Annotated in this window: 24 protein-coding genes and 4 tRNA genes; 11 read left to right on the top strand and 17 right to left on the bottom strand. The window is 47.0% G+C overall.

Features of this window, described 5'->3' with window-relative positions; all coding sequences use genetic code 11:
- Positions 1-10: 10 nt before the first annotated feature.
- From ACO6VG_RS25145 to ACO6VG_RS25130, 4 genes are all read right to left on the bottom strand, one after another.
- Positions 11-487: a hypothetical protein gene (locus ACO6VG_RS25145; RefSeq protein ID WP_422476171.1), complete on the bottom strand. Its 477-nt coding sequence runs from the start codon at positions 485-487 to the stop codon at positions 11-13.
- Positions 488-528: 41 nt separating this feature from the next.
- On the bottom strand, positions 529-777 hold the full coding sequence (locus tag ACO6VG_RS25140) for a hypothetical protein (protein WP_422476169.1): 249 nt from the start codon (positions 775-777) through the stop codon (positions 529-531).
- Positions 778-1,046: 269 nt separating this feature from the next.
- Positions 1,047-1,865 carry a hypothetical protein gene (locus ACO6VG_RS25135; RefSeq protein ID WP_422476167.1) on the bottom strand — a complete coding sequence of 273 codons (819 nt, stop codon included), beginning with the start codon at positions 1,863-1,865 and terminating at the stop codon, positions 1,047-1,049.
- 144 nt (positions 1,866-2,009) lie between these two features.
- Complete coding sequence (locus ACO6VG_RS25130) at positions 2,010-2,189, bottom strand: hypothetical protein (RefSeq protein ID WP_422138674.1); 180 nt, start codon at positions 2,187-2,189, stop codon at positions 2,010-2,012.
- 30 nt (positions 2,190-2,219) lie between these two features.
- Here ACO6VG_RS25130 and ACO6VG_RS25125 point away from each other — a divergent pair, with 30 nt between their 5' ends.
- The gene (locus ACO6VG_RS25125; protein ID WP_422134823.1) at positions 2,220-2,354 is read left to right on the top strand and encodes a hypothetical protein; all 135 of its coding nucleotides are present in this window, start codon (positions 2,220-2,222) and stop codon (positions 2,352-2,354) included.
- 208 nt (positions 2,355-2,562) lie between these two features.
- On the opposite strand, the gene ACO6VG_RS25120 is transcribed toward ACO6VG_RS25125, so the two are convergent.
- The 3 genes from ACO6VG_RS25120 to ACO6VG_RS25110 all read right to left on the bottom strand — a co-directional run bounded on the left by ACO6VG_RS25120 (position 2,563) and on the right by ACO6VG_RS25110 (position 4,798).
- Complete coding sequence (locus ACO6VG_RS25120) at positions 2,563-3,771, bottom strand: KGGVGR-motif variant AAA ATPase (RefSeq protein ID WP_422476165.1); 1,209 nt, start codon at positions 3,769-3,771, stop codon at positions 2,563-2,565.
- Positions 3,771-4,064, bottom strand: a complete 294-nt coding sequence (locus ACO6VG_RS25115) for a hypothetical protein (protein ID WP_422476163.1) — start codon at positions 4,062-4,064, stop codon at positions 3,771-3,773. Before ACO6VG_RS25115 ends, ACO6VG_RS25120 begins: the two co-directional genes overlap by 1 nt.
- Positions 4,065-4,684: 620 nt before the next feature.
- On the bottom strand, positions 4,685-4,798 hold the full coding sequence (locus ACO6VG_RS25110) for a transposase DNA-binding-containing protein (RefSeq protein WP_422476326.1): 114 nt from the start codon (positions 4,796-4,798) through the stop codon (positions 4,685-4,687).
- Positions 4,799-4,815: 17 nt separating this feature from the next.
- On the opposite strand from ACO6VG_RS25110, the gene ACO6VG_RS25105 reads away from it, so the two are divergent.
- The 3 genes from ACO6VG_RS25105 to ACO6VG_RS25095 all read left to right on the top strand — a co-directional run bounded on the left by ACO6VG_RS25105 (position 4,816) and on the right by ACO6VG_RS25095 (position 6,647).
- Complete coding sequence (locus ACO6VG_RS25105) at positions 4,816-5,091, top strand: hypothetical protein (protein ID WP_422476161.1); 276 nt, start codon at positions 4,816-4,818, stop codon at positions 5,089-5,091.
- Positions 5,092-5,356: 265 nt separating this feature from the next.
- Complete coding sequence (locus tag ACO6VG_RS25100) at positions 5,357-6,295, top strand: hypothetical protein (RefSeq protein WP_422409694.1); 939 nt, start codon at positions 5,357-5,359, stop codon at positions 6,293-6,295.
- Between the two features lie 28 nt (positions 6,296-6,323).
- On the top strand, positions 6,324-6,647 hold the full coding sequence (locus tag ACO6VG_RS25095; RefSeq protein ID WP_422409696.1) for a hypothetical protein: 324 nt from the start codon (positions 6,324-6,326) through the stop codon (positions 6,645-6,647).
- A gap of 339 nt (positions 6,648-6,986) precedes the next feature.
- On the opposite strand, the gene ACO6VG_RS25090 is transcribed toward ACO6VG_RS25095, so the two are convergent.
- The 3 genes from ACO6VG_RS25090 to ACO6VG_RS25080 all read right to left on the bottom strand — a co-directional run bounded on the left by ACO6VG_RS25090 (position 6,987) and on the right by ACO6VG_RS25080 (position 10,127).
- Positions 6,987-7,547 carry a hypothetical protein gene (locus ACO6VG_RS25090; protein WP_422476159.1) on the bottom strand — a complete coding sequence of 187 codons (561 nt, stop codon included), beginning with the start codon at positions 7,545-7,547 and terminating at the stop codon, positions 6,987-6,989.
- Between the two features lie 667 nt (positions 7,548-8,214).
- Positions 8,215-9,420: a hypothetical protein gene (locus ACO6VG_RS25085; RefSeq protein WP_422138669.1), complete on the bottom strand. Its 1,206-nt coding sequence runs from the start codon at positions 9,418-9,420 to the stop codon at positions 8,215-8,217.
- A 41-nt stretch (positions 9,421-9,461) separates the two neighbouring features.
- The gene (locus tag ACO6VG_RS25080; protein WP_422134814.1) at positions 9,462-10,127 is read right to left on the bottom strand and encodes a hypothetical protein; all 666 of its coding nucleotides are present in this window, start codon (positions 10,125-10,127) and stop codon (positions 9,462-9,464) included.
- A gap of 1,022 nt (positions 10,128-11,149) precedes the next feature.
- On the opposite strand from ACO6VG_RS25080, the gene ACO6VG_RS25075 reads away from it, so the two are divergent.
- A complete protein-coding gene (locus ACO6VG_RS25075; protein ID WP_422134813.1) occupies positions 11,150-11,785 on the top strand; it encodes a 50S ribosomal protein L25/general stress protein Ctc in 636 nt (211 codons plus the stop codon).
- A 56-nt stretch (positions 11,786-11,841) separates the two neighbouring features.
- Complete coding sequence (gene pth, locus ACO6VG_RS25070) at positions 11,842-12,435, top strand: aminoacyl-tRNA hydrolase (protein WP_422409702.1); 594 nt, start codon at positions 11,842-11,844, stop codon at positions 12,433-12,435.
- Between the two features lie 2 nt (positions 12,436-12,437).
- On the opposite strand, the gene ACO6VG_RS25065 is transcribed toward pth, so the two are convergent.
- The 7 genes from ACO6VG_RS25065 to ACO6VG_RS25035 all read right to left on the bottom strand — a co-directional run bounded on the left by ACO6VG_RS25065 (position 12,438) and on the right by ACO6VG_RS25035 (position 18,260).
- The gene (locus ACO6VG_RS25065; RefSeq protein WP_422476157.1) at positions 12,438-13,439 is read right to left on the bottom strand and encodes a D-alanine--D-alanine ligase family protein; all 1,002 of its coding nucleotides are present in this window, start codon (positions 13,437-13,439) and stop codon (positions 12,438-12,440) included.
- Between the two features lie 83 nt (positions 13,440-13,522).
- Positions 13,523-14,236 (bottom strand): glycosyltransferase, encoded by a 714-nt coding sequence (locus ACO6VG_RS25060; RefSeq protein ID WP_422476155.1) that lies wholly within the window; start codon positions 14,234-14,236, stop codon positions 13,523-13,525.
- 2 nt (positions 14,237-14,238) lie between these two features.
- The gene (locus ACO6VG_RS25055; RefSeq protein ID WP_422476153.1) at positions 14,239-15,099 is read right to left on the bottom strand and encodes an MTAP family purine nucleoside phosphorylase; all 861 of its coding nucleotides are present in this window, start codon (positions 15,097-15,099) and stop codon (positions 14,239-14,241) included.
- Entirely contained in the window at positions 15,087-15,560 is a 474-nt protein-coding gene (locus ACO6VG_RS25050) for an arsenate reductase ArsC (RefSeq protein WP_422476151.1), read from the bottom strand. Before ACO6VG_RS25050 ends, ACO6VG_RS25055 begins: the two co-directional genes overlap by 13 nt.
- A 27-nt stretch (positions 15,561-15,587) precedes the next feature.
- Complete coding sequence (locus tag ACO6VG_RS25045) at positions 15,588-16,517, bottom strand: radical SAM protein (RefSeq protein ID WP_422476149.1); 930 nt, start codon at positions 16,515-16,517, stop codon at positions 15,588-15,590.
- Positions 16,508-17,560 carry a methyltransferase domain-containing protein gene (locus ACO6VG_RS25040; protein ID WP_422476147.1) on the bottom strand — a complete coding sequence of 351 codons (1,053 nt, stop codon included), beginning with the start codon at positions 17,558-17,560 and terminating at the stop codon, positions 16,508-16,510. Before ACO6VG_RS25040 ends, ACO6VG_RS25045 begins: the two co-directional genes overlap by 10 nt.
- A complete protein-coding gene (locus tag ACO6VG_RS25035; protein ID WP_422476145.1) occupies positions 17,553-18,260 on the bottom strand; it encodes a TIGR04282 family arsenosugar biosynthesis glycosyltransferase in 708 nt (235 codons plus the stop codon). The genes ACO6VG_RS25040 and ACO6VG_RS25035 overlap by 8 nt, the downstream gene beginning before the upstream one ends.
- A 293-nt stretch (positions 18,261-18,553) precedes the next feature.
- Here ACO6VG_RS25035 and ychF point away from each other — a divergent pair, with 293 nt between their 5' ends.
- From ychF to ACO6VG_RS25010, 5 genes are all read left to right on the top strand, one after another.
- A complete protein-coding gene (ychF, locus tag ACO6VG_RS25030; RefSeq protein ID WP_422134804.1) occupies positions 18,554-19,645 on the top strand; it encodes a redox-regulated ATPase YchF in 1,092 nt (363 codons plus the stop codon).
- A 270-nt stretch (positions 19,646-19,915) separates the two neighbouring features.
- Positions 19,916-19,992, top strand: a tRNA-Met gene (locus ACO6VG_RS25025).
- Positions 19,993-20,081: 89 nt separating this feature from the next.
- A tRNA-Gln gene (locus tag ACO6VG_RS25020) sits at positions 20,082-20,156 on the top strand.
- Positions 20,157-20,163: 7 nt separating this feature from the next.
- Positions 20,164-20,240, top strand: a tRNA-Met gene (locus ACO6VG_RS25015).
- A gap of 88 nt (positions 20,241-20,328) precedes the next feature.
- Positions 20,329-20,403 (top strand) — tRNA-Gln (locus tag ACO6VG_RS25010).
- Positions 20,404-20,533: the final 130 nt, after the last annotated feature.

Raw genomic sequence — 20,533 nt, 5'->3', positions numbered from 1 at the left:
GTAGTCGAACTTACGCAGGTAAGCCGAGCTGGTCAAAGAAAGCCCGGTTCCTCTCTTTTGCTGATTGCAGCAGGCGATCATAAGAAACGACTTCAATGTAAGCATTTCGAGGCTTGTTATAACCAAAGAAACCCATTCCATCATAGGTTTCGGTCAGGCTCGCCAGCTCGCATCGTTCTACCATGGTTGGGGTCAGGTCGCTAATGACGTAGACATAGCCGGGTATTTCCTGACTGTTCCTGATAGGTCTGCCTGATGTGGTTTTTACCTTACCTTCACGGATGCGCTTCAGGTAGCCAAGAGCCTGCTCAATAGGGTTTTTATCTTCTCCCTCTGAGGCATCATTCCTCATAGGTCGCTTGATCTCAACCACTGTCAGAGAGGCTAAGGGCATTGATTTTTTTTCAGAAACCAGAATGGGATTGTCGTTAATGTTCAGTGCACACAAGTCAGGCTCTTTCGCAGAGCTATCATCCGTAATCGGCATGGAACGAAGTGATTTATCGGAGGCCAGAAAATCATGGAAAGTCAGTCTTTTATCAATAAGCCAGAGGTTGAGGCATCTGTGGAGACTTCTTCAGAGGTTTTCCGCATGGGCATAATAAGCTGATGAATCAGCTCTTCATGAACATATTTCCCGTTGTCCATTTGTCCAATATATTTCTCTAACAAATCAAGAATAACACGTCGATGAGAGACATAGCTGGCCAGGTCTGACTTCTTAAAATCCTCTGCTTTTTTGAGGTATGCTTTCAGTTTCTTCTGATATAAGTCCATGTCACTTTCAATGGCCGGATTCTCTCACGACCGGCCTTCAGGTTTTCACTTAGATAATTGTTCAGGTACTGCTTGCTTCTGGCCAGAACATGACGTTGCATATCTTTGAAACTGACTTCGACATCTTCAAGAATACCCCCTATATCATCAGCTATATCAAATGCAGTGCGCTCCGGACGAACATGGTCGTCCAGATAGTCGGATGAAACGTAGCAGGTGTAGATGAACTCACCAGCCTCATCCGATATTTTGCCAAACAGCCCCGGGATTTAATGACTAATGGGAATTTCCTGCTCCAGCCTGTTAGCCGTGCAAAGGGCGAGAGAGTGCTTCTTTTTGGTCGAAGCATGAAATTTTATATGGGTCAGCCTGAACGCATAGCCTTTTATATCAATACATTCTTTACTGGCTTTGCTATGCATGTACTGATCAAACAAGTTTTCCAGGGCAATAGTTTCTGTCCCATCCTTTATAGTTATGCGGGGTACAGAATCTTCTCTGACAAAATACCAAAGACAATGTTCTAATAAAGCATTAGCGATGCTGGTCGCCGTTTTTGGGCAGGCATCACGATACTTTTTATCGAAGCCAGATAATGTGAGGATAGAGAAAGGCCCTTCGCCATTCGGGTCAGGCTCAGGATCCTGAGTCTTTATCCCTTGAGCGGCACTGAACGAGAATTGCCGTTTAACGATACCTGACGAGTTTGATTTGAAGGCACTGGTAACATCCGCTCTATCGAATGCTTTGAGCCACAGTAAACGACCCACTCCCCGGCACCCTTTTCCTATCTTATGATCAGAGTCAAGGGTTTCAAACGATGCCATGTTTTCTTCGTTGAAGCCTATGCCATTATCATGGATTTCAAAGCCGACTATTTCTGAGCAGTGCCCAGAGTCGTCAAGTTCAGAGGAAGCCTGCTGACTACGTAGTATTTTTAGTGTCACAGTGCCGCCTGTGAGCAAATTGTTGTTTTCTTCAAGAGCTTGCAGAGAGTTCACAACGGCTTCAAAAACCGGGAAAAGTCCATGGCTCTTGCGCAGATTGGTATTCCTTAACCTTCCTGCCAGATTGGTATGCAGGCTCATTATAAATAGGCTCCTCAGGCAGGAAGTGCTTTTTACCAAAATTCAGCGAACTGGAATATTTTATACAAATAGCCAGAGGGCTGCTGACTTTATTATTGCTCAGGCATTGTGGAGCTTCCCGGTGCTGGTCGGAATTAACGCTTTTTAGTTGATAGCTAGTGCAGCTAAGCTCTGATATCCATACACCCCTCGTTCCCACGCAACAGAGGGTGTCGCAAAACCCGTTCCCCTCCCGCCATTTCCGGCCTCACTCCCGTCATTCCCGGCTTCATTCTCGTCATTCCCGGCTTCACTCCCGTCATTCCCGCGAAGGCGGGAATCCACACTGACTCACCACCAGAACCATACTGCCCGGTGCCCCCCTGGCCTTTTCATCCGCGAGAAGGCAGAGACCCGCTGTTGGCGCTGGATTCCCGCCTTCGCGGGAATGACGACCTCAGAGTATCGGAACGAGTGGCCTGTATGGATATCAAGGCTTGGCTGCACTAGTACACGGTTTCAATGTAATTGATGGGTTCCCTCTATTAATGACACTCAAGCTCCGTTCACCCTGAGCGGAGATTGTTCACATCAAACTCATTGAAACTATGTGCTAGTTAATCAGCATCAAAGAAGCCTTTGGCCCAGTTTAACCCTTTATTGAGCAGTGGGCTTGCATGCTCTATAACTGAAAGTGTGCTGTCCAGTGCCCCGAGGTTCAACAGTTGAGAACTGAATTAATCTCAAGGCCGTTAGTGGCGTTAGCATCATCAGTGTATATATCAGGCGTATACGCAGCAGTCAGTCGTTCGAGGCCCGCTTTGTACTGATCGGTTTTTTTGAACTCTTCATTGACAAATGTGGTGATGACTCGAGGGTCTAATGTCTTTTCACCAAATTTATTGCGCCAATCCCGATTATTGGCCAGAGAGGTCAGGCGATTCAGAATGAATTCTGTACCCTTAATAGCCTGCTCGGCCAAAGTGGTCACAACAAATCGCTCCACCCTCGGATCAAATAACAGCGGGCTCGAGAGTTCACTGAGTCCGGCTCTCAAGTCAATCAGAACCAAATCCGCTTGAAGTTGATTTCCCAGCTTTTGTAGCATATCGGTACAACGCCAGGGTTGCTCGTAGGTTCGGGCAAGGTGTTCTGGTCGGACAGAAATGTTGATTAATTGAGCCATTCCCGATTTGCTTTCACTGTGTTTTTCAATATCTGCTTCGCTATCGGAAAAGGCAGGGAGCAGGCAGTATTCAAAACCGGCTTCACTTTTTGTATAACGATCAAGCTCTTTGGCAAAAGTAGCAATCGTGGTTGACTCATCAACCGCAGGGTAGTGACTGGCTTCCAGAAACTGAATCCATGATACATCCGGTTTGTCGCTGTCTTTGAACAAATAGGTCAGCCCCGGCGCTTTAATATCAGCATCGACAAGCAACACTTTTAATTTCCCACGATTGCTTTCACGATGGTGGAAATTCACCTGAAGCGCCTTAAACCATGTCAATAATGAAGTGGTGCGGCCAACACCTCCTTTAAAGGAGTGAAAGGCTGCAAGCCTGCACTTCCCTTCGAAAGGTTCAGGGCTTTTTGGCAGTATTGACGTTGCTCCATCATAACCAAGGTCTTGCCAAAGCGGTCTTGGATGGCGTGGGTTCTGTTCTTCACAGTCCGTGATGATTTCAACATCTATCGAGCTTTGTGAGCCATAAGCCAGCTCAATTTTTCGTTCATCATGATGCCAGTTATTTCCAAATACTGTTTTTACAAAATCGAAGGCAAGGGTTTGATCGTCACCTTCAAGGTCTATTTCGATCGCTTCACTATAAGCACGGATGTCGGCTATACCCTCAGGAAAGTGTGTGAAGTTCTGAGTTTTGGATGCCAGCAGTCGTTCGGCATCCAGCCAGCTATAGAGGTTCATTAATACTGCTCCTTAACCCAATGACAGATATTCTCGAGGGTTTGAGTGATATGTGTATGATCTGCCTGATTTTTAATTTTAACGCCATACCGCCAAACCTGGTTCAACTTACTCTGGTCGGTATCACGGTGAGTATTCGGTTTGCTCGTATCAAGAGATATATTCACAGGTAGCCTCAGCTTTTTTCCACAGCGAAGATGACTCAACATCTTGTTAATGTTGTGTTCAAACCCGTAATGATCGATACCCTCAGAAGTTTGATGCCTTTCACGCTCAATAATAAGTGATTTCAAGCCACACTCAACAGCGTAAAAAAGGCAAACCAGTTTGGAAGGGTTACACGATGATGGTAGGTGACGTGTCGCCTCATGGTGGCTTCTGAATGCACGATCCATTTCTCTTTGAGTAATTTCAATCTTGGACATAATGAACAAAATCCAGCCCGGCTTTGTTAGCACAAACTATGGCTGTCAATACCCCCAATCCTCATACTGCACCGGCAAGCTATTCAGCTCATCCCGATAAGACCGCCAGTTCAGCATATAATGCGTCATCAATTGCTTAAAGCGTTCATTGTAGAAGGGGTCCAGCAAGTGCACCACCTCATGCACCACCTCATGCACCACAATGTACTCCATCCTTCAGGGGCGGGTAGTTCACTGTACTTGCCAAACACCTCAAGGCTGGTGGACGGGTCAGTTCTACTTTGACTCAGCTGTTTGCATGACAGAGCCTCAGTCCTCTGCTTCTATTACCAATGCGACTTTCAGTAACAACCCGGTTTCCACTTCATCAGCGGGTACAACCCCAGTGACCAATGCTTTGGGGGTCATAGCCTCGCTGGCCATATTGTTGAATCTATAGCCTGAGCTGATTCCTCGGTTAATATCCGTCGGAAAGTGAACATTGGTTTTTACGACGATGAGGAGGCTAAAGATGAGCCCGTGTGGGCATCTAGTTCAGCAGCTACACGGGTTAGTCTCTTTGCACGACGTTTATCATCTAATTCTGCGCAACTCGAAAGTATGTTCAGCCCATTGGAGGGTGTCGCAAAACTTCAACAGCTCGTTCTCACGCTCTGAAGTCGTCATTCCCGCGAAGGCGGGAATCCAGCGCCAACGGTGGATCTCTGCCTTCTCGGGGATGACAAGGCCAGGGGGACACCGGGCAGTATGGTTCTGGTGGAGAGTCAGTGTGGATTCCTGCCTTCGCGGGAATGACGAGATGAAGCCGGGTATGACGAACTCAGAGCATAGGAACGAGCTGTTGGAGTTTTGCGACACCCTCATTGTTGAGGAGACAGTGGAAGCATGGTCTTGACTCGTCTCAGAGAGGTTAAGCCCAGTATAGAATTTGTGACTAAGTGATAGCCGATTGGGCGAGGGTTGACGACGATTTTGCTAAATTTCCTTTGTGTCGTTTTTTGTCTTTGGAATTTTATGGGTTTGAGGATAATTGAAAAGCACTGCCCTGATAAGTGACTATAATTTTCGCTGCGAACGAATAGTGTTAGCTCTTTCTCTTTACTCTGTTTTTGGAAGTGCGATGTTTGTTGTGTTTCCGTACCATTTCGGGAGTGTAGCTTGTGATTTCCTCTGTTTCTCGCTTTCTTATATTAGCTATAAATCTACTGAGCTATTTGTCAGTACATGCCAGCTCTGTTCTCAACACTAGACCTGATTATTTAGTCTCCTTTTCGTCGTCCTCCATCTCGGAAGTCCGACCGTCTTCTGAGAGCCTGCCCTGCCAAGGTCTTTTACTTTCCTCTGGCCATGTTGCTACTGCGCCAGCCTGCGCTAAAACCATAGCTGAACAGGTTAGTATGGGTGGTACAGTAAACCTGTTGGATAACAGCCGACAAAGCATTGGGCATCTATCCGCTATTAATACCGATGAAACAGCGAAAGGGATTCTTTCCGCTTCGCTACACCGAGCAGTAAGCCCAAATAGCTTGTTCTCTGTTACAGGGCTTGCTGCTTCTGGTAATGAACCACGGGCTTATTTCCTGCAACAGGGGGAGAGCCTTACTGTCGGGCACGCAACCGTTCGCTTAGGTGATATAGAGGTGAAACATGGGGGGCAGTTCCAACCGCTTCACTCTGATACTAACCTCCCTCCTGGAAGCCCTGTTATATCAGGTGAGAAGGTGGTTTGTCTGGCTGATGGGGCTGGTGCTTGTGTCGGAAATACTCATAAACAAGCAACACATATTAGTAAGCGGTCTGCTAGAAGCAAAAGGGAGTCTAGCGGGAAAGCAACTGGTTGTACGTTCAACGGTGTCAGCTTGGGTGGCGTAGAAGTTGGCACTTGGACTTGTAGCGATTGCACAGCCTGTGGTTGCTTTGGTGAATGTAGCATTAAAGACGGCAAAGCTGGAAAATTGCAGACAAGTACATGTGTCTGTAATTCAGGTGGAACTTGCAGCGGAAAGACATGCACAGCTACTGCTGGCGCTGCTTCCTTAACAGCGGGAGTCTTTAGCCTTTTGGTTGTATCTGTGGCTGCTATTGCAGCGAGCTTTTAAAGCCATCCCTCTTTATAAAAAGCCCTGATTGGGTAAAATTGAGTTAGTTTCAGGTGTCTACGATGCTGCCAAAGGCGAGACAAAAATAAAGCGTAAAGACAAGTTTTCCAGGGACAGCGGCTTTCAGTTGTCATTTGATTTAGCTGGGAAGCAGGGAGTAAAAAAAGTGGCACTGGGTGACTTCATAAAAGGAGAAGCAACAATAAGCTGGGGAAGCATTGTTCAGGGTGTATCAATGGACTCAGATTTGGAGTCGTTTATTTCCAGTGCCGCCGTTGATGTTGAGCTGATGTGGGCACCTGAATACAAAATAAAAGTGATCACTAAAAATAAAAAAGAACAGAGCAGGTAACGACAACGTATAAGGAAAAATGCCAGCCTACTAAATGGTCGGTTGTATTCTCAACAATTAGTCCTGGGTCGCAGTGGCTGTTCTTTCGGCCTTATCAGAAGTAGTAGTCGATAATATTATCTCGCCTCAGCTATATGCCGACTGCAATGACTGATAGTAGCACCCTGATATTCCGGAGCATCAAATCATGGCCCCATGTTTAAGAAAGGTATAGCCTGCTGTTTGATATTAATGGGCGGAGTAGTAATGCACAGCTCCGAAGCGGTAGATATAGAGTGGCATCCGCCAGGATTGACGGGGGAAGGGTAGAAAGAACGATGGTCCATATAGGTCATGTTTTTATTCGGATTGACTTAACCCCTCAATTTCGCTCTTTAGTTCTTGATAATCTTCCATTATGTCTAAATCACTAAATAACTTCATAAATTCACTACTTTCATCAATTATTTTCAATTTTCTTATCAAGATAAGCTTCAACCGCTCCTCTAAATATTTGTTTTTTTGCATGTTCTGAAATGTAACATCAAGCACACCACCTGGTCCAGATATAGGATCAAGAGACATCGTAAAACTAAAACAATTAGGATGAGGATGTAAAGAAACCTTTGGTGATGCCTTTAATTGCTCAAGATATAGATCTTTTGGATCTTTTGAGTCATGTTCGGTTTCACTTGAAAGTACTGCTATCATCATTCGAATTGCTGGCTCCATTCCTGAAAACCCAGGGCTGTCAAAAGCTTTCAAAAATGCTTGATGACTGTCTGCGCCTTTATGAAATGAATTTGTAAATCCATTGTCGTAGAGTTTGATGAAGCGAGAAGCAGCTGAAAGTACCGTCGCATTCAAATTACATGAAATTGAACATATTATTAACAGTAAAATCGTATTTATGAGTCTCATAGTGAACTAATCTCATGGTTTTCTTAGTTCAAGTAAAATAGCACTGTATATTTGCAAAAACAAAAAATGAGCGAAAATTGTCAGTAAAAAGTCAGAATATCTACAAAGTTTCTAAACTAGCATATAATCCGTCGTACACAGAAGACTGCGATATGCGTTTACTGTGAGCAAATAATTTTCAGTGAACTATAACAAGCAGAACCAAAAGCTATCACTAGTTTTTCTGACTTTCTTCCAAGGTCAGAATTTTGCCCCTTGAAAGGATATATGGCTTATATGTGTGATTTTTTTTCACCTTCTCTTAACTTTAAAATTTCATTTATTATTTCTTGAAGGTCTTCCAGCAGGTCTAATTCACTAAATAAGTTTAAAAGATCACTGCTTTCATTTATAGCTAAGCAGAGCCTGTCATTCATTTTCCCGATCAGAAGGAACCTATTAGTGCAAACCTGTTAATTCAACAGTGAAATAAAAGTTTATTGAAGCCACTATGGATCAACCGGTATTTTACCCAGGGAGTCCTTCAACATCGCCTGAACTTTTAGTCGGCCTCCTTGACATAGTGAAACCAAGCCCTTGCCGATAAGATTCTGGCAGATAGTAACGATGGGGCTCCTTAATTTTTTTGTCTTCATAGACAATTCCATATTCGATTTTATTTTCCCTGTTAAATACATAACACCCTTATGATGAACGCTGTCATTAATTTGAACATTATCGGAGAATACCCTGTTGATGATGATCTGGCTGATTCATTTTCTGATGGCAGTATCGAGCTGGATAACGAGTGGCTTGTTTTTTCCGGAGATGTCCTGCTTACTGTTATTTCTGTTTCTCCGGAATCGGAGTTAACAACCCCCATTAACCGAGTAACAAGTGCTGTTGAATTAAAAAATAGTTCAGTACCCTTTCCGGGGCATGACGTTTGTGTTTTTTCATTAATTGTCACTGAGGTTATCGTAATATTTCCTTTATAATTTCGTAATGCATTTGGAATAACGATGTTTGTTTTTTCTGTATAGTAGCTGTCACCATCAAAATTAATCATGAATAGCTCGGCATCAGAGGTTGCCGTCCATGATAAAACAGGCTTTTTTTCGAAGTATTTTATTTCCGGGTGATAGACATGCCCAGGCACTGAATGATTGAATTTAATATTTTTAAATGCATTGCACTCAGACTCGGTGGAACTTTGAAAAGAACCTGAATCGTGCCTGTCTCTACAGCATTTAATGTTATGAAATTCGATCAAACCCTCAGGCATCAGTGTATTAATGATTAAATCACTGTAACCGGCATTAACAGAACCTTTTTGAGAGGGGGAGCAACGAGAGCAAGAATATTTTTTAACGCAAAATGCATTTGCTTTATCGCGATCGTAGCGATCGTTGCGATCGTAGCAACGACATCGACGATTGATCGAATGACCGCAGTTATAATCAGGAAATTCATAGGTTTCTGCTGCCAGCTGCTGGAAATCAGGTATGTTTTGTCGCTCATCCGTGTAACTGTAATTTAATATCGGGCATGAAACACTGCCATTATCTGTTTTCTCCAGGCATCTGTGAGTTCCATCCTTATGTCTATAAAGGGTGCGAGAGCAGTCAAAATGTGTCGTACAACCACCCGCAGCTGTTCGGGTGGTAACGGAGAATTCCGGATGCTGGTCTGTGCCACACTGTAATTTCAGAAGTATATGGTCAACTCCGGGACAAAGCCGGTTGGAACTCAATGGCGTAAGGGTTTGGGAACGGGCAGGCATTATTATCAACAGCATACAGGCATAAATCCAACCCGTATTAAATAATAATGAGCAAACAATTGATTTGTTATGTAATTTTTTCTTGACCGTTGGATATAATAAACTGTTCATTGTGCATTCGCCTTTAACGTAGCCACTCGAAGTGATCCAGTTTAATGACAGGAGCCTGCATTAAAGAATACGCTTGCTTCTTTACCATATCTTTTGCCTTCTCGTGTAAAGAAGATGGTTTTTAGCTTGATCAAACCACTTGACAGAGATCGGCTTTCTATGAAATCAAGAATTTGCAACTCGGTTTCACTGGCAGGCCTTATCAATGAATCGACTTGCCCTGGAAGATCCACTGAAATAAATCCAATATTAGCAGGATCAATCTTTTGCCATTTCAATACAGGGTTGCCTTTTTCGCCACAACTGATATTGATCCCGGTTATTGTGCTGGAAGAACTGTCCTCTATGACAAAGTTTTCGATTTTTGTCCTGCTCGAACCTGTATTTTTTTTGCAATGGAAGTTGCTCAGCGTCACAGAGCCTTCTGGCATCGTAAAATCAAAGCTGATGTGACTATGAGCAATATAATCAACCGTTTTGATGACACAGTGTCCTTTAGGGCATTTCTTTTTGGGGCAGCCCACTTCATTAGGGATAGAACAATAAGCCTGCGCATACGTGCATCTCAGACACTTATTATTTGAACAACCATCTCCAGAGACACAGCTGACTTGTGAATAGTCAGAATTAATCTTTTTCGTTTTATAAACAGGGTAATAGCGATGATCGATTGATAATGCTGCGCAATTATAACCTTCTCTTTGCATCAGGCTCACATTGCATCGGCCATCCCGACTGTTAGAGCAGTCAAAAGAAAATACGCAGTGATCACCGATTTTCAGATCGAGCTGGATCGACTCATCCAAACCGCAGTAAAGGCTGTATGAGATATTATCTCCTTTGTAGGCACTGTCCGGGAGTGTCAGCGACAAATCCTCCGCATAAGCCTGAATACAGATAAACGTTAAAAGAACACAGGCTACACCGAAAAATCTGGCGAATGAACTACCCCGAGGCAAGCCTGCGGTTATCGTGGGCCGACCGCACTCCGATGCATTAGTATGGGAGCGAGTTGAAAGGTTACGGATGTTAACGCTGAGCTGCATTGGCTTCCCCATGTCCGCTTATGGTTTTCTTTCGCGGTTAACATAGTAGCTGTCATTTACCACTCCGGCTGACATTTAGCAAAATCGTCGTAAACCTTCGCCCAATCGGGCGGAGATATAAGACGGGAACGCAGAGCGTTCCGCTTGCGTGTTTGTACGTAGCTGGCTATATTCTCTGTCGGTCTGTCCCTATGCAGGGACTCACGGTGACGAAAACCAAGCACTGTTAAAAAAAATCCATAGCAGAGTTAGCTGCTTGTTGGGCTAGAAGACTTTCGAAAGTCGTTATTGCAACGCATCGACTGGAACCGTATAGATACTCAACAAATCAAACAAAAGACCAACAAAATAACCGAGGGGCACCCGGTTACTGCTGATGGAGGCTTCTGTGTAAGTCCAGTCGCTACAGGCTGGCTGTAGCCCGTGAAGTCAGAAGCCTCGCCTGACAAGGCGGGGAGTGTCACGGAAATATCAATCCTTGTTTTCAGGTTTGCAAGCGACACCACTCGTCGCAGGGTTGTTTTACAGAGGCTATTCGCATTTTTGATGAGGATGTTGGTGACTTGCTGTAAAACCCAAACTTTTTTTTGCAATTGCCCCGATTGCCGGTATGATATGGCGCCTTTGTTAAAGCCCCCGATATCTGGTCGCAAGATATTGGGGTATTCCTCTGGAGAAAGAAAATGTCTGAAGCTATCGCTCTGAGCGCTGTTGCACGCAAGGACGTAGGGAAAGGTGCGAGCCGCCGCCTGCGTCGTGCAGAACTGGTACCTGCCGTTATTTACGGCGGTGAGCAGGAACCTGCTCAAATTACTTTGGAAGCACGTGCTATTCGTAAGGCACTGGAATCTGAATCTTTCTACTCCCAGATCGTTACCCTGGATGTAGAAGGCGCTTCCCAGCAGGTTATTCTGAAGGATCTTCAGCGTCACCCTGCAAAAGACTATGCTATGCACCTGGACTTCCTGCGCGTTGACGCTGCTCACGCGGTCACCACGCACATCCCACTGCACTTCCTGAACGAAGATAGCTGTGTCGGTGTCAAAGCCGGTGGCGCTATCACTCACGCTCGTGTTGAAGTAGAAGTTAAATGTCTGCCTGCTGATCTGCCTGAGTTCATCGAAGTCGATATGGCTAATGTCGAGCTGGGTGGTCATATTCACCTGACCGACCTGACCGTGCCTGAGGGTGTTGAACTGGTTGCTTTGCTGCAGGGCGAAGGTCATGATCTGGATGTTGCATCTGTTCAGACTACCCGTGGTGGCAAAGAAGAAGAAGCTGAAGAAGCAGCCTCTGAAGAAGAAGGCGGCGAAGAGTAATCAGCTTTTTTTATGGCCCCGCGCTGTTAACGCAGGTCAGGGCTATGGAGGATATTATGGCGAAGGATCACTCGATCAGGCTGGTTGTCGGACTCGGCAACCCCGGTGCTCAATACGATGATACTCGCCATAATGCCGGATTCTGGTATGTGGAGCAGTTAGCTCGAGCCTACGGCGTCAGCCTGCAACCCGAGAAAAAATTCTTTGGTCTGACTGCCCGCATTACCATCGCTGGAGAGGATGTCCGTCTGCTAAACCCGACCACCTTCATGAATCGCAGTGGTCAGGCGGTGGGTGCTATCAGTACCTTCTTCAAGATTCCCCCTCAATCTATTCTTGTTGTTCACGATGAGTTGGACTTGCCAGCGGGTATTGGTCGCCTGAAACAGGGCGGTGGCCACGGCGGACACAACGGCCTTCGGGACATTATTTCAGCGCTGGGAAATAACAGGGACTTTCTGCGTTTGCGTCTGGGGATTGGTCATCCGGGTCAGAGCAAGGAAGTGATTAATTATGTGCTGAACAAGCCCTCCGTGTCGGATCGACTGAAGATCGACTCGGTGATTGACGAAGCCATCCGCATCTCCCCCGAGGCCTTTAATGGTGCTCGTGCCAAGGCCGTTCAAGAGTTACATACCTTTAAAGCCTGACTTCACGATGGCCTGATATTCAGTTTCGGGATTGGCCAGTACTCTCTTCTTTTGCGAATGCTTTCTCCCCGTTTCAAAGCCTGATCCACCAGTTTGCAGATCAGGGTATCAAAGGGTATTCCTGCATGTCTGGCACCGTCCGGAAACAGGCTGGTTGGGGTCATTCCCGGCAGGTTGTTGAGTTCTGCAAAGACTGGCTCTCCTGATTCAGGAACGATAAAGTCAGAGCGACTCAGGTCCTGACAGCCCAGAATCTGGTGTGCCTTCAGTGCAATCTGCTGAACTTTTAGATACTGCTCATCCGAGATTCTGGCGGGAGTCACATGATCACTAAGACCGGGTGTATAGCGGTGAATATAGTCATACCAGGCACCGTCTGGTGTGGTAATTTCGGTAACAGGCAGGATCTGGTAGTCATCCAGGTGGAGGATACCGGCAGTGATTTCGCGTCCGGCAACAAACTCTTCAACCAATAGTTTTTCATCCATTTGCAGGCCGGCTTTCAGCTTGCTGAAAAGGTCTTCATAACCCATGGCAAACTGGATGCCAATACCGGAACCCTGACCAGGCGGCTTGATGATGACTTTATGCCCAAGGGATTCGATACAGTCGAGAGTAGCATCTTCATAGTTTTCGCTGCGATAGACGACTCTGTCTCTGGCCATTGTGATGCCGACAGGCTGAAGCAAACGTTTGGTAACCACCTTATCCAGAGAGCAGGCACTTGCCAGGGCTCCGGAACCTACGTAAGGAACGCCCATAATATCCAGAAGACCCTGCAGGCGGCCATCTTCACCATAGGGACCGTGGGCGACCGGGAAGGCAACGTCAACCTGTTGGGCTACGAGTTGTTCCGGAAGGGTTTCGTCGAGTTCCAGGTGGATGGCTCTGCCATAATGTTCTTCCAGACAGGGGGTGATTCGGCTTGCGGAGAGTCTGGATACATCGGCTTCGGGAGACAGGCCGCCGCAGATGACGGCTACAGTTTTGCTTTTGTTGGGCATTCGTCTGATGGCTTTTGTTAGGGCTATGATCAGTCAAGCCTAGTACATAAGCCAAATCTGACCAGTCAGGTTAATGAATCTATTCAGACCCTTCCTCTGTCCAGTTTTACCCTGAGCCATTTAAAAAATTCCGGTGTCGCCTGTTTTAGCCAGAGATGCTGGTATTTCAGGGTCAGCTTTAGCCAGCCTTTATCGTGATACTTTCTCGCACTGGTACCCAGTCTGGTGCCACAGGAGTGGAGGAGGATCCTGTTTTGCCGGGCTTTCCAGACAAATGCATGATCTTCACCGTAGAAAGTGTCGGTGGGATAACCCTTGAGGTCGAAAAATTGTGTCCGGCTGATGCAAAACCCTTGATCACCATAGGGGCATCCCAGAATATCGGAGCGGAATCTGGCTCCCCATTCGTTGATGGATAACCAGCAAGTGTCTTTGTCGTAAAACCAGAGATCAAAGTAGAGCAAGTGTCTGGGATATTGAGCAATGGCATTCAGTAAGCTTTGGATGTTCTTTTTGTCCAATACTGTGTCTGCATGCAGAAACCAGAGGTGATTCCCTGTAGCTTTCTCTGCACCTGCATTGAGCTGGCAGGCACGTCCCTGTTCTGCAGTACACCAAATCCACCTGAGGTGAAGCAAAGGGTCCGGAAGCTGATCCAGATTGGCAGGCCGCTGATCGTCGTCATAGCCAACCAGGATCACCTCGTTGCCTGCGGGAAGAAGACTCAATTGTTCAAGAAGCGTCGGCCACTGCGTCTCACCAGGGCCCAGTGGCACGATTACAGATAGGCTGGGCATAATTATCTTTGCAGCACTTGCAGCAATGCTTTCTGCTTCTGGCCAAGCTTGTTCTCAGGAGAGAGTACTGCTGATTTCAGTGCGCTCCTGCACTGGCAATAAGTGCTGTCATGGGGTGTTTCTTCCTGCTGTTTCAGATATTGCCCTAACAACGCTTTAGCCAGTGTCAGGCTTTTGCCGTATCTGGCAATGATCTGCTCAACGCTGGCGTGGGCTGAAGGGTCATCTTTCCAGCAATCGTAATCAGTGGCAATAGCGATTGTTGTGTAACAAAGCTGAGCTTCCCGTGCCAGAAACGCTTCAGGCACATTTGTCATGCCGACAACATCGCACTGAGCGGCGTTTTTCAGGAACAGACTCTCTGCACGGCTACCCAGCCTGGGACCGTCAACGCAGGCATAGGTTTTATCTGTATGCAGTCCTATTTCTGCCAGGTTAGCAGCATTGAGCAGTTGTTCTGATTGCTGATGACAGCTTGGTATTGCGGTGGAGACATGAGCGATAAGACCGTTACCAAAAAAGCTTTTTTCCCGGTGTCCTTTTACGAAGTCGAAGTACTGACTGACCAGCGATAATTCGCCCGGCGCAATCTCCTCCTGCAGACTGCCAACCGCAGAAAGGCCTATCACCCGGGTCGCACCCAGACTTTTTAATGCCCAGATGTTGGCCCGATAATTGATTTCATGAGGCAGAAGTTGGTGGCCGCTTCCATGTCTGGGCAAGAACAACAGCTTTTGTTGATTAAAAAGACCTGTTGTTATTGGACCTGAGTGAGGGCCATAAGGTGTTTCAATCGTCTGCTCATTTAATACTTCAAGTCCATCCAGGCTGTAGATGCCTGTTCCACCAATCACTGCCAGCATTGGGTTTCCTTTTCATTGTGTTTTTCATCAGACATCTGTTGGATCAGGCTGGGAAGCTGATTGACCCATGCTCTGATCTCGTCTCTTACACGACGATAGATTGTTAATGATTCTTCTTCTGTTTTCACCGATTCAGCCAGCCGGGGAGGGTCATCAAAACACTTGAGAATGATCTGCCCCTGTCTGGGTGTTGGACAGGTTTTGTGGGCGTGATCACAAACGGTGATAATAAAGTCAAAATCTTCCTGACCCAGATCATCGAGGGTTTGCGACTGCTGTCGGCTGATATCAACGCCAGCTTCCTGCATGACCCTGACTGCAGATGGGTTGAGCCCGTGGGCTTCAATGCCTGCGGAAAATGCTTCATAACCTGAAGGGAGCAGGTTTTTGGCCCAGCCTTCCGCCATCTGGCTGCGACAGGAGTTGCCAGTGCAGAGGAACAGTATCCGGGTTTTAGCCATCAAAATCTCCTGTTATTGAGCAGACAATCAGAGTTCGCTGCAGGAAGAGCCAAAAGCAAAACAGCTGTAGCAACGGTGGTGTTTCATACTGATGGTTTCACTCAGGCTCGTCCGTAAACTCTTGCCAAGGTTGTACTCAGTATCGTCATCCACCAGTGTGCAGGCGTAAACCTGCATCTGCCCGTTTTGTTTGACCATCATTTTGGAAAACGCGCACATAAACTGACGACGACTTTCTTCTGTCTGATAGCGGGTCATACAGTCTGTGCTGACGTGGGGAACATCCGGTAAAGAACCGGGAGGCAGGAAATCCGGAAAGGCCACCTGTTTCAGGTTGATGGGCAAACCGTTCAGTTCAAAAAGATCTCTGAAGGCCTGTTCAACCACTGCCGTGTTTTCGTCTTTTTCCATATGTCTGGCGACGGAGATGTTAAAGCCATTTTCATGCAGTAGTTTCAGTCCTGAAAGAGCGATGGCAAAGCTGTCTTCACCTCGTCCTGCGTCATGTTGTTCAGCGTTTGGATGATCCAGGCTGACTCTCAGGGATATGGGGTAAGGGTTACTGCTCAAACGAGTCAGCTCATCAAGCCTTTTGATCATGGGGGTCGTGCCATTAGTCAGAACCAGGCAGGGGCGATGCTGGGAGGCATAGTCCAGGATTCGGATAATGTCTTTAATGACAAAAGGCTCTCCTCCCGTAAAAGAGAATTGTTCAACCCCCAGTTCAAGTGATTCATCAATGTAGGGTTTTACTTCTGTCAGAGTCGGGGCGTCCAGCCTCTTGCTGGCCGGACTTGAACCCTCCAGACAGAAGCTGCAGGAAAGGTTGCAACGGGTTCCGGTATGAAACCAGAGTTCTTTCAGTTGATGAGGTTTGATATAACCTCTGGGGCTGCCATCAGGCGTAAAGTGCCAATCCTGGCTTTTAGTGTCTGGAGGTGTTCCTGTCAGCAACATGAGCCATCACTTCCTTTGTTTTCATGGGTGGAAGATGAGAAGGGCAGCGAGGTTCCGCAGCCATCAAAAATGCCATAATGGGTGCTGAAGTTACCAATGAACTCGAAGTGTTCACGGAATCTTGTATCGTGCAGCATTCTCCAGGTGTTACCGCAAACCGGGAAAACCTTGCCTTTGGTAATAGGGTGGTGCCCATCCAGATTGAAAGTGTTGGGATGGTGATCAATCGTGCCTTTATAGATCACAGCCTGTCCATAGTCCTCGCAATGACTTTCCAGCTCTGGCAGTTTGAACAATCGATAAGTCGCCGAGAAAAACCGGATATCACCGACCTGAGCTTCAATCTTACGGTTATTGATAGTGACAGGTTTATCTTCCACCAGTCTGGGGTCAGTGAAACCGGCCTTTTTGGCCAGATTCAAAAAGTCATTCCAGTAGAGGGCACCGCTGAGACACTCTCCGTAAAGCACCGGATCATCGACCAGTTCAGCAGGAATGCGGCGATCAGAATAGACGTCAGAGAAGTAAAGTTCACCGCCTGGTTTCAGCAGACGCCAGGCTTCTCTCAACACTGCTTCCTTGTCCGGAGAAAGGTTGATCACGCAGTTTGAAATGATCATGTCGAAGCTGTTTTCTTCCAGGTTCAGTTGATCCAGTTTTTCAATATAGCCTTTGTGGAATTCGGTGTTGGCTTTTGCATAGCCGAATTTTTCCCGGTGGTATTCGACATGTCGGTTGGCAATCGCAAGCTGTTCGTCTGTCATGTCGACACCGACGACATAACCCTTTTCTCCGACCATTTGAGCCAGGGCATAACAGTCACGACCTGATCCGGAACCAAGGTCGAGTATTCTGGCGCCTTGCAACTGCTCAGGGCAGACCAGTCCACAGCCATAGTAATGGCTCAGAACCTCGTCATGAATATTGGCAAGGGCACTTTTCAGGTGGCGTGGCATGGTTGTATCGGTGCAGCAGGCATTGGTCTGCAGGTCATCGCTGCCTTGCAGAGTCTTGCCATAGTAATTCTGTACTGTTTCATGCATGAGAGGTTTTTCCTTGCTTGAAAATAGATTGAATATGTTTTGACAGAGCCCTTCGGGCAGGTCGATTATCACGATTCAGTTCGGGGAGCACTCCGAGCAAATCTTTTAAATGATCAACATCCTGGCCAGAAGGAGCGTAGCCGACGGATAAGCGGGATTGACGACAAAGACTCGTCAGTGACACTCCCAGAGAGCCTGTGCTCCAGGGCAGCTTTGAAAGGTCAGGCCAATGAGTTCGGTTGGCCATGATGGTGACGCCGCCATCACTGGCCTTGCTGAATACTGTGTCATAGGTCTTGAGCTTTTGTGCCGTGTCAGAGAGGTCTTTGAGGCTGAGTGTCGGACAGTCACTGCCAATATAGATGAGGTTTTCTTTTCCCTGAAGTCTCAGCTCATTGTCGATGTGGTTCAGTCTCTCACCGAGGTTGCCAGAGCCCTGGGGTACTACCAGGTTGTCGTCGCCCTTCAGAAGCTGACTGGCCCAGTCATAGTCGCTTTCATGAGAGGGAGCAATAACTTTCTGGCCTGGCCACTCTGATAAATCTTCCAGTGCACAGGCTAGCAGGTGCTGAGCAACCGTCAGAGCCTGTTCTGTTCCCATGTCAGCAGCAAGGCGTTGTTTTCCCTGGTGTAAGGCGGGCTTTTTGCACACAAGTATCAATGTTGCCTTTTTTATCAGACTTGGTTCGTAGCTTGTCATTATTCTTTGATTTTAATTTCGCTTATGTGGTCGCAGGAGCCAGACTCCGGCCTGCTATTGCGTAACTATACTGCGGAAACAGTTGTTTGGATTCAAGGCTGCGGTTTTTTTTAAAGCTCTCTTCAGGGTTGTCTGGCTAACCTGCCGGGTGTTGTTCTGCCGGTAGGGAAAGCATTCTGCTGTGAGTCAGTATAAATCCGGAAAGAGCAGTCGGGCATAATACTGGTGTCAATTCAGGTCGGGCTTTATAATCCTGTCCCAAATTTTTATTGAATTTCCCCTGGTAACTTTTTATGGGCTTTAAATGTGGCATCGTTGGTCTGCCCAACGTCGGCAAATCAACACTGTTCAATGCTTTGACCAAGGCAGGGATTGATGCAGAGAACTTCCCTTTCTGTACTATCGAGCCAAATTCGGGTGTCGTGGCCATGCCCGATCCGCGTCTGAATAAGCTGGCTGAGATTGTTAAGCCTCAGCGTGTGTTGCCCACGACCATGGAATTTGTCGATATTGCCGGCCTGGTAGAAGGTGCCTCCAAGGGTGAAGGTCTGGGCAACAAATTCCTGGCCAATATTCGTGAGACTGATGCTATCGCCCACGTAGTACGTTGTTTTGAGAATGATAATGTTATTCATGTGGCCAATAAGATTGATCCGGCGGCGGATATCGGCATTATCAATATCGAGCTGGCCATGGCGGATCTGGAAAGCTGTGAAAAACAGCTGCAGCGAGTCACTCGTGTCGCCAAAAGCGGCGACAAGGATGCCAAGGCCCAGAAAGTCCTGCTGGAAAGAATTGTTCCCCATCTGGAAGAAGGCCACCCTGTTCGATCCATGGCAATGACCGATGAAGAGCAGAAGCTGACCAAAACATTCCATCTTCTGACGACAAAGCCCACCATGTACATTGCCAACGTCGATGAAGATGGTTTTGAAGATAACCCTTATCTGGACGTTGTTCGTGACATCGCCAGGAGCGAGGGTTCTGTCGTGGTGACAGTCTGCAACAAGCTGGAAGCTGAGATTGCTGAGCTCGAAGATGAAGAGCGGGATGAATTTCTGGCCGATCTGGGTATGGAAGAGCCAGGTCTGGATCGTGTGATCAGGGGGGGGTATGAACTTCTTGGACTGCAGACGTATTTCACTGCCGGAGTTAAAGAAGTGCGTGCCTGGACTGTGAAGATCGGTGCGACGGCGCCTCAGGCTGCAGGTGTGATTCACACTGACTTTGAGCGTGGGTTCATTCGTGCGGAAGTGACGGCTTACGATGAGTTTGTTCAGTACAACGGTGAACAGGGTGCCAAGGAAGCAGGTCGTCTGAGAGTGGAAGGCAAGGATTACATCGTCAAAGATGGCGATGTTATGCATTTCCGTTTCAATGTCTGATGCAATTGGGGTTGTCTGACCAGATAGCCCTATCCTTTTTAATTCCGGGTCATTCACTTCTGGAGAGTCATTATTGCTCTTATCCGGGATGGTATTAATAGAAGCATTAACAGTCCGTTCTGAAAAAATAATAAGGCTTTGAATAAGGCGCATGCCAGTACCCGCAGAAATACGAAACAGGGGTAGGGGTTTTCTGAAAGTTCCTAAAAAAGCCGCTTAAACAGTTGACAGGACAGCGTTAAATCCTGAAAATGCGCACCATCTTTCGGCGGCTAGGTAGCTCAGTTGGTTAGAGCACAGCACTCATAATGCTGGGGTCGGCAGTTCGAGTCTGCCCCTAGCTACCATATTCAGGAGCTTGCAGGCAGGCGACTGCTAACGTAGGGTCGAAAGTGTACACGGAATGTCCATATCCTATAAAACATTTCGTATTTGCTGGGGTGTAGCCAAGCGGTAAGGCAGCAGGTTTTGATCCTGCCATGCGGGGGTTCGAATCCCTCCACCCCAGCCATAAAAATGGCTAGGTAGCTCAGTTGGTTAGAGCACAGCACTCATAATGCTGGGGTCGGCAGTTCGAATCTGCCCCTAGCTACCATTACTGAAGGGTTTGCAAGTAAGCGAATACTAACGTAAAGTCGAAAGTATCCACGGAATGTCCACAACTTAAAAGCATTTCGTACTGTTGGGGTGTCGCCAAGCGGTAAGGCAGCAGGTTTTGATCCTGCCATGCGGGGGTTCGAATCCCTCCACCCCAGCCATTTCTCTGAAGCCCGACTGAAACAGGTTGGGCTTTTTCGTTTCAGTGACTTTTAAAACCTCAATGTGTAAGTAATACCCAACTTGATTTGATCAGGAAGGTGATCTTCGGGGGGGGCGCAGATGCTGTTC

The organism is Endozoicomonas sp. ALB032 (assembly GCF_049310125.1).
Classification (GTDB): domain Bacteria; phylum Pseudomonadota; class Gammaproteobacteria; order Pseudomonadales; family Endozoicomonadaceae; genus Endozoicomonas_A.
The sequence above is the reverse complement of the archived record's forward strand: the minus strand, read 5'-3'. Positions and strand labels throughout refer to the sequence as shown.